Here is a 6,251-nt window from a genome sequence, read left to right as displayed (position 1 = left end):
ATCCCCTTCCCAGCAGGCGTGACTGATGTCCTGGGTGTCTCTGCAGCCTTCCTGCCCGGAAGCTCAACAATCGCGATTGAGACCTCTGGCGCAGTGTATTTCTACGACACCTCACCCACCGCGCTCGCCGATCGACTGTGCACGGAAGTGGGCGGAGGGATATCGCCACGGCTCTGGTCGCAATACGCTCCTGGCATCCCGTACCAGAACCCATGCTCGTGAGGGGAGTGCTGCCGCCGACGTCCATCACCATCGGAGAGCCGGCTCGGCATGCTTTCTGGACGCAGATTGTTGGACGGCGGCGAGCGTGCTCGCTACCGTGTCCGGAAAAGTAGACATTCCCGGACGACCCGACGGAGGAGGAGAACACGATGGACGGCCGCGTGATCGCCTACTGCCGGGTCAGCTCCCGGGACCAGATACCCGCAGATGCAGCTCGACGCGCTCGCTGCGCACGGCTATGAACTGATCTTCACGGAGAAGATGACCGGCCGCACCGGCGAGCGCCCCGAGTGGCAGCGCTGTCTTGCCGAACTGCGCGGTGGCGATACGTTCCTGTGCTGGAAGTCCGACCGGTTCGGCCGTTCGGCTGCGCACGTGCTCACCATGCTCACCGAGCTGCGCGGACGCGAAGTGACGGTGGTGTCCCTGACCGAGAGCTTCGACCTGGCCACCAAGGAGGGCCGGTTCATGTTCGCGGTCCTCGCCGCGGCGGCCGAATACGAGACCGAGCTGCGTGCCGAGCGCCAGGCCGAGGGCATTGCCGCCGCCAAACGCCGCGAAGCTGAGGGACGCATGGTTCCCGGGAAGCAGCGCATCGGCCGTCCGCGAGTAGCCGACCCGGCCGAGACCGCCACCCTCCGCCAACTCGTCGCGTCGGGCGTGAATGTCACCGAGGCTGCCCGCACCCTGAAGATCGGCCGCTCCACGGCCTACGAGCTCCTCCGCTCAGCCTGACCTATCTTCACAACTTCGACCCCATAGCCGGGACTTCGGCTTCGTCAGGGTCTGCGTCCTGGGACAGCTACCCAAGCGCGGGACCTACACGCACGTCCAAGATCGGTTCACGGCCCCTTTCTGCCGTATTCCGGTCCCTCCTCATCAGGGCCTTGACGGACATGAGGCGCCCGTGACGTTCCGGGATCATTCGAGTTGCTGAGGCTTGACGGATCAACGGAAGGCCCCGGGCTTGGTCAACGATACGACGCGCCTGCTGCGCCTGGACGGGGTGGAGGTCACCTCCGTGCGCCTCGACGACGGCGACAGAGCCATGATCGCTCTGATTACCCGCGATGAGCAGGCCCGATACTGCCCCATGTGTGGCATGCGGTCGGAACATCCGCCTGGAGTTGTCACGTCGCTTCTCACACCCCTGCGGTTGAGACTCGTCCTCTTGGAACGTGGAGCGGGCGGCGCCGCTGATCTGCGGTGCGCTTGCGCGTGAGCGGTTCGCGTTTATCGAAGCGTGCCGCGGCCGGTTTAGTGTGAAGCTGCTGTGCCGGGTGCTGGTCACCGATCGCGGCAGCTACTACGCGTGGGTCCGCGCCGGACACAAGCGCCGGGAAGGTGAGTACGACGACCGGCGGCTGACCGCGTTGATCCTCGAGGTGCACACGGCGCGTCCGGCCTACGCAGTGCCGCGGGTGACCCGCGAGTTGCAGCGGCAGGGCGTCCCGGTCGGCAGACGCATCGTGACCCGGTGCAGGCGCCGGAAACTGACCAAGGCGGATGCCGGCGCGGCCAAGGTCCCGGACCTGATCCGTCGCCAGTTCACCGCGCCGATGCCCGGCCTGAAGGTGATCGGCGACACCAGCTGCTTCCGCACCGGCGAGGGCTGGCTCTACCACCGCCGTGGATTTGTGTAGCAAGGAGGTCATCGGATACCCGATCGCGCCGCACATGCGCGCGAGCCTGGCCGTCGACGCCATCAGCATGGCCCACCGGAGCGGGCTACTGGCAGGCAACGCGATCATGCACACCGATCGCGGATCGCAATGCCATTCGAAAGCCTGCCGGAACACCTTGCGGCGCCTGGAGATCCGCCAGAGCACCAGCCGTACTGGATCCTGTCTCGACGGAGCCGCCGCAGAGTCCTTCTTCGCCACGCTCAAGACCGAGATCGGCATCGCATCCTGGCCCGACCGTGCCAGCGCGCGCCGCGACATCGAGAACTGGATCACGCTTTACAACGACCGGCGCCTGCACTCCTCGCTCGGCTACCAAACCCCGGTCGAATTACGAACCGCCTGGCAACAGCGCATGTCAAGCGCAGCATAAACTAAAGGGAGGTGAAAGAACCTGTCGACTCCAAGCCTCGTGGAATCCGACTGCAAGCCGTCCCGTGCGTTTGCGAATTTCGAGTATTGCGATAGCATCACGGACCGGTTCAGACGCGGGTCGTGCGGTCACTCGAACCGATGCAACCCACACCCACCACGGCAGCGGGGAATTGAACCGCTGGAGGCACTAACTATGACGGACGGCGCGACGGCAGGAGCCGAGCAGCCGGAGGCGTCCGACGGGCCGGACGAGCAGGCCCGGAATCTCAAAGCACTCGGGGCCGCGCCTTTAAGCCCACAAGACCCTGAGATGGTCGGACGATATCGGATCCACGCTCTTCTCGGCGTCGGCGGGATGGGCCGGGTGTATCTCGGCCGCGCCACGGACGCGTCGCCCGACGCCGGGCCCGCATGCGCCGGTTCCTGGGTCGCGGTGAAGGTCATCCGCCCCGACCTGGCCGACAGCCCCGAGTTCCGCCGACGCTTCGCCCACGAGCTCGAAGCGGTCCGGCGGGTGGACACGCCGTATGTCGCGGCGCTGGTGCACGGCGATTCCGATGCCGACCAGCCGTGGATGGCCACCGAGTTCGTGCCTGGGATCGCGCTCGGCGATGCCGTGAAGCCCGGCGAGCCGCTGCCGGACGCCGCCATCTGGCGCCTCGCCCACGACCTCGGATCCGCGCTGATCGCCGTGCACTGGGCCGATATCGTGCATCGGGATGTCAAGCCCTCCAACGTCATCCTCGGCTCCATGGGCGCGAAGGTCATCGACTTCGGGGTGGCCCGCGCCGCCGATCTGACCCAGGTCACATCGACGGGCCTGAACGTCGGCACGCCGAATTTCATGGCGCCGGAGCAGGCGCGGGCGAGCGGGATCACGCCGGCGAGCGACATCTTCGCGCTCGGCGTCCTGCTCTACTTCGCCGCGAGCGGCAAGGTGCCGTTCGGCGAGGGCTTGACGAGCGCGTCCGCGGTGCTCTTCCGTGTCGTGTACGAGGAGCCAGACCTCAGCGGGCTCGACGACGTCGAACCCGGGCTGCGCGACCTGATCGTGCGCTGCCTGGCGAAGGACCCGTTTGAGCGGCCGAGCGCCATGGGCGTGGTCGCGAGGGCAAAGGCCGCCGCAATAGGCGGGCGCTGGGAGGAGGGCGAGTCAGCCGGCTGGCCCCCCGCGCTCGCAGCGCGGATCCGGGGGCGCACCTGCGCTGCCGGACGCGAGCTGCCCGTGGCCGCGCCGGCCGGGGCACCGCCCGTCCCGCCGAAAGACGGGACCACGATGTTGGTGGCCCCAGTGCCCGTGCCCGAACAGCGGCGCACCGGTCGGCGTCACGGTATCGCGGTCGCGACGGCGGTGGTCGCCGTCGGCTTGATCGCGATGTTCGCATGGGGAAGCGGAAACGACGGCAATGCTGGCAACCAGGCAGGCCCGGCGGGGGATACGGTCGGCGCCGTGATGGGTCTGGGCGGTTCGTCTTCTCCCGGAGCCGGCGGGGCGACGGCGTCAGGGCCGGGCTCGGCGCGGACGTCGGCGAATTCGTACGCAAGCGGGGCGGCGGGTGCGTCGGGCTCGGCCTCTGACGGCCCGCGGGGTCAGACTCCGACCCAGAGCTCGAATGCGAGCCCAGGCGCGGGCGGCGGCTCGGTGAGCGCGGCGCCGTCCGATCCGTGGCAGCAGCCGAGTGCGTCCGCGCCCCCATCGAGCCCGGGCACCGGCTCGTTGCCGCCGCCGACCCCGCCCTCACCCACCGCATCGCCGGTGAGCACCGGCTGCACCGGATGGACCGTGCAGCACATCGGTTCCGACACGGGTCAGGCCGAGTCCGGCAAACAGCCGACTCTCTACACGGGTCCTTATTCCCTGTGCCGCCCCACGACCGGCCCCCCTGCCGCCCACGGCGACACGCTGGACTTGTGGTGCTACATCGTGAACGCCTCGGGCACTGACTGGTCCTACGTGCAGGACGTGAACACGAGCACGTACGGCTGGATTCCGAACGAAGACCTCGCCGGTGGTGCCGGCGCGTCCAACGCGTGTTGACCGCCTGCGGCGCGGCACTGTTCGACCAGTATCGTGAGCCGCCACGGCATATGCGGCGGCGGGAAGGAGGGTGCGGCGGATGGACGAATCCCCGGTGGAAGCCGAGCAGGTGGCGTGGGAGCGGATCAAAACGGCGGCGCGCGAGGCGGACTCGGCCCTCTCACTGGCCGGCCTCCGCCTCGCGCAGGTCCCCAAGAGCCTCAAGACACTGCGGTACCTGACCCACCTAGATCTCTCCGGCAACCAGCTCACCGAGCTGCCCGAGTGGCTCGGCGAGCTGACCGCGCTCGAACTGCTCGTGCTGCGTGGAAACCGGCTCGTTCAACTGCCACTGTCCCTGGCCCAGCTGAGCCGGCTCGCCCAGTTGGACGCCGCCGACAACCGGCTGCTGCAGGTGCCGCCGGAGTTGGCGTCCCTACCACGGCTCTCGGCGCTCGAACTGCGCGGCAATCCGCACCTACTCGTGCCGCCGCCCGCGATCGTCGCCCAGGGTAGCCACGCGGTATTGGACTACCTGCGCGGACTGGGCGGCACGGCCGAATCGGCCGCGGAGATCACGCTGCCGTCGGGCACACCGCTGTACAACCCGGCTCAAGACGACGCAACGCACGGGACGCGGCGCAAAGCGCTCTTGATCGGCATTCCGGTGCTCGTTATCGCCGCCGTGATCGCGATCACCGCCGCGATGGCCGGGGCAGGGCCCGGACAGACGTCCGCATCCTCTGCCTCGCTGCCGACCGCTCAGGCGGCCGTACCCGCCGGCACCATCAGCGTGTCGCCGAATAGAGCCGAAACAGCCACAGCCAAGGCCCCCACGACGAAACACGCTCCGACGTCCCCCAAGCCCACCCGATCCGCCGGGCGCTCATCGACGTCGGCAACCGCGTCGGCGGTGACTGCGACATCGAGCTCTGCCACCGCCACCGGAGCCGGCGCGTATCCCACCGCCGCGCCGGACGTCGACCTCACTCTGGGCAGGCCGGCCACGGCATCCAGCGCAATGGAGGACTACGCGGCCTCCAAAGCCGTGGACGGCAACACGAACACCTACTGGGAGAGCCAGGACGGGACGACGTTCCCGCAGACGCTCACCCTCGACCTCGGCGACGTGACCACGGTCGGCCGCTTCGACTTCCGCCTTCCGGAAGCATCAGACTGGAATGAGCGCACCGAGACCTTCACCATCCTCGGCTCAACCGACGGAACCGACTTCTTCACGATCGAGCCGTCCGCCGTATACACCTTCAACGCGAACTCGGCCTCCGACGACTCGGCGTCGCTGACCATCGACCCGGTGCACACGCGGTACATCGAGCTCTCCTTCACAACCACCGACGGCTGGCCGGCCGCCCAGATCGGCGAGCTCGACGTCTACTCGTGACCGGAATCCGCGTGCCCTCGTCAGCTGATGTCAAAGGGTCCACGGGAGAGCGAGGCCTGCAGGGTAAAGGACCCTGTGCTATCCAAAACCCTCCACCAAGTTTGACCTGGGAGTTTGCCGGGCCCATCAGACACTCTGAAGGTGCTGAGAATTCCATCCACGCTGGTCAGGCGGCGTGGTGGTATTCGTGGAGGATGCCGCCGATCCGGTCGCGTCGTGCGACTCGGAAGTGGTCGAGGTCGGTGACGTTGTCCGGCAGGGGGCGTAGTGGTGCGGCTTGGCCCAGTGCCCGGTGGGGCCGGTGGGTGTTGTAGAAGGACTCGTATTCGGCCAGGATGCGGCGCAGGTGGGTGAGGTTCCACACGAGGGTGCGGTCGAGCGCGCCGCCACTGAGCAACGTACGCGCCTGAGGGGAAGTCATACGTTCGTGATCGCCAGCTTCACGCTGCTCAGCTGGCACACTTGACCACGGGTCAAGCGCTGATGCCGATCGTCGAGCGTGACGCGAGCATCCAGCGGCAACCGCACAGCGGCGGCCGGGCCGATATTCTGC

Annotated in this window: 6 protein-coding genes; 5 read left to right on the top strand and 1 reads right to left on the bottom strand. The window is 67.9% G+C overall.

The features are described 5' to 3' along the window. Positions 1 to 429 precede the first annotated feature (429 nt). From VG296_RS26990 to VG296_RS26970, 5 genes are all read left to right on the top strand, one after another. Positions 430 to 957, top strand: coding sequence for a recombinase family protein (locus VG296_RS26990; RefSeq protein ID WP_325570527.1), 528 nt, complete (start codon positions 430 to 432; stop codon positions 955 to 957). Positions 958 to 1,400: 443 nt separating this feature from the next. Beyond that, positions 1,401 to 1,865, top strand: a complete 465-nt coding sequence (locus VG296_RS26985; protein ID WP_325570525.1) for an IS3 family transposase — start codon at positions 1,401 to 1,403, stop codon at positions 1,863 to 1,865. 34 nt (positions 1,866 to 1,899) lie between these two features. Further along, entirely contained in the window at positions 1,900 to 2,277 is a 378-nt protein-coding gene (locus VG296_RS26980; RefSeq protein ID WP_325570523.1) for an integrase core domain-containing protein, read from the top strand. Between the two features lie 195 nt (positions 2,278 to 2,472). Then, positions 2,473 to 4,317, top strand: coding sequence for a serine/threonine-protein kinase (locus tag VG296_RS26975; RefSeq protein WP_325570521.1), 1,845 nt, complete (start codon positions 2,473 to 2,475; stop codon positions 4,315 to 4,317). 79 nt (positions 4,318 to 4,396) lie between these two features. Further along, positions 4,397 to 5,698, top strand: coding sequence for a discoidin domain-containing protein (locus tag VG296_RS26970; protein ID WP_325570519.1), 1,302 nt, complete (start codon positions 4,397 to 4,399; stop codon positions 5,696 to 5,698). A 166-nt stretch (positions 5,699 to 5,864) separates the two neighbouring features. Here the strand turns inward: VG296_RS26970 and VG296_RS26965 are convergent, their stop codons facing one another. Further along, entirely contained in the window at positions 5,865 to 6,119 is a 255-nt protein-coding gene (locus VG296_RS26965; protein WP_325570517.1) for an integrase core domain-containing protein, read from the bottom strand. Positions 6,120 to 6,251: the final 132 nt, after the last annotated feature.

This window comes from Actinospica sp., assembly GCF_035552695.1.
In the GTDB taxonomy this organism is placed as follows: Bacteria; Actinomycetota; Actinomycetes; order Streptomycetales; family Catenulisporaceae; genus Actinospica.
The sequence above is the reverse complement of the archived record's forward strand: the minus strand, read 5'-3'. Positions and strand labels throughout refer to the sequence as shown.